We start from the raw sequence: 2,076 nt of genomic DNA on the forward strand, positions 1-2,076 counted from the left end.
CCTTTGCCCGGGCGGAGACGGCCGGTGGGGACGGAGCCTTCGCACCGGCGGACGCGGACGACTCGCCGGAGTCGCTCCCGACGATCGCGTAGGTGGCGCCGCCGATCAGGACCACGGCCGACGCCACAGCCCATGTCATGCGGCGTCGTCTGGCCCTGCGGCGACGTCGTTGCTCCCGGCGGGAGCGGCCGCGTCGCCGAGCCGGTGGGGTCTCATGCACGGGTGAGATGGTAATCGAATCAGAGTTCGAGATCTTCAGGTGTCTCGGCGGTGCACCCTCTCCTGGTCGACGACCGTCCCGAGGCCGGTCAGGGCGCCCACCGGGTCGAGGCCGTCGGGGGTGCCGCGCGGCCACCGGTCCTCGCAGCCGGGCTCCGACTCGTAGTCGTACCACAATCCCGCCCGGCCGACAGGGAGTTGGAGACGGCCCCCAGGTGGGTGAGGCGGTTGCGCCAGGGACGGAAGGCGGGAGCAGTCGGCGGTGAGCAGCAGCGGGCGGGCGTGGTCGAAGCGGCCGGCCGACGGGCCCCCAGGGGCTATGACCGCGGTGTGCTGTCCGAGCGCCACGTGGCGAGACGAGGGCGCTCGGGCAGTTCGGCGCGGCCGGTGGCCCACAACAGGGTGAGCCAGGGATCCGCGCCGCCCGGAGCGTCTGGAAACAGACGGGCGAGCACCCGCGAGCAGAGAGAAGAGGGCGGAGTCCAGACAAGCCCGAAGCCTTCCGCCACATCGTGCATGTGCACCAGCGTCTCCTGCAGCCCCAGCGCCGCGAAGCCTTCGGGGTCCGACACCCCGGCGGCGTGGTGGGCGCGGACCTGGTGCGGCGTCGTACGCACCATGGCGACCAGCAACGCGCCGCATGATTCCAGCACCTGCACCAGGCCGGCCGGACCCGCATCACGCTCCGCGTAGACGAACACCATGGGTCCGTCCGGCCTCTTCTGCCTCAACGCGAAAGGCACATGGGTGTCCAGCGGCGGGCTCTGCGGCCCCAGCTGCACGGCGTAGTACAACAGGTCGTTGGCAAGGTGCTCGACGGTCTCCCAGCAGTCCCACTCCAGCGAACCGGCCCTGCGGCCCCACCCCTCCGGGGGCGCGTCCCGAAGGATGCCCACGGCGAGCCGCACGGCAAGGTCGACGTCGTCCGCGGTGACGGGAGACAAGACTGATCCGGTTTCGACTGATCCAGACATAACAGCACCGTATCGCGAGGGAAGAGCGCAATCACATCCATGAGGTACGGCTTCAACTGGTGGCCGCGGGAGTGCTGGAGCGGCGTGAGGAACCGGACGAGCAGTTCCTGCGGTCGGGGCGATGACGCCAGGCCGCCGCTGGTAGAGATCTAGTGCCGCCAGGCGCAGGTGCGCTCGACGATCCAGCGCACTTTGCCCAGGCAGGAGTCGTGAGCGACACCGCGCCGGGCGATCAACGGTTGGCGCCGCGCTTCCACGGCCCAGGCGGCTTCCGTTTGGGTCAGCCGCTCGTCGGTCCGGGTGTGTCGTCGACTGACGTCAGTGGGCGCGGCGTTACTCCCGGACAGAGGTGAACCCCCGCCTGCTGCGCGTCGGCATGCCGAAGAGCAAGAGGGCGATCGACGCCTTCCAGACCGCCACGGCGCTGGCCTGCTTCCTGCGCATCCCCGACCTCGCCGCGCGCCTTGCGAAGGAGGAGCGCGGCGGAGACCGGCGGCTTCCCGCGTAGCGAGTCCCTGTCGCCGCGTGGATTGTCGCCATGACTCTTCCGCGGCGAGGCCCCTGTCGGGAACCTCTCCCCACGGACCGCACGGTCGAGGAGGAGGGCGGAGCAGACCGCCGCCTCAGGCCGAGGTTCCGCCCCGCCCGTACTGCCTCCGCAGTACCCGAGTGTGTCCGCAGCTGCAGAAAGACGCGACGCTCCCGCTCCCGCTCCCGCTCCCGAACGATGGAGCCACGACTGCGGACCCGCCCGCCCGGGGGGGTGCCTCTATGTCTTTCGTCAAGCGAGGCGCGGGGTTCTGGGTTCGTAGAAGGTGCCGTCGCGGAGCATCGCGAACAGCACGTTGATCCGTTGTCGAGCGAGCCGGAGGAGGGCCTGTGT

3 protein-coding genes are annotated in these 2,076 nt (G+C 70.5%); 1 reads left to right on the forward strand and 2 read right to left on the reverse strand.

Translation table 11 applies throughout. The annotated features are described in order from the left end of the window. Positions 1-255: 255 nt before the first annotated feature. Positions 256-567 (reverse strand): hypothetical protein, encoded by a 312-nt coding sequence (locus ABS735_RS38535; RefSeq protein WP_373906637.1) that lies wholly within the window; start codon positions 565-567, stop codon positions 256-258. Further along, entirely contained in the window at positions 537-1,193 is a 657-nt protein-coding gene (locus ABS735_RS38540; RefSeq protein ID WP_373906636.1) for a hypothetical protein, read from the reverse strand. Before ABS735_RS38540 ends, ABS735_RS38535 begins: the two co-directional genes overlap by 31 nt. 349 nt (positions 1,194-1,542) lie before the next feature. Between ABS735_RS38540 and ABS735_RS38545 the strand changes: the two genes are divergently transcribed. Continuing rightward, positions 1,543-1,701 carry a hypothetical protein gene (locus tag ABS735_RS38545; RefSeq protein ID WP_373906635.1) on the forward strand — a complete coding sequence of 53 codons (159 nt, stop codon included), beginning with the start codon at positions 1,543-1,545 and terminating at the stop codon, positions 1,699-1,701. Positions 1,702-2,076: the final 375 nt, after the last annotated feature.

It is taken from the genome of Streptomyces sp. MMCC 100 (genome assembly GCF_041538145.2).
GTDB lineage: Bacteria > Actinomycetota > Actinomycetes > Streptomycetales > Streptomycetaceae > Streptomyces.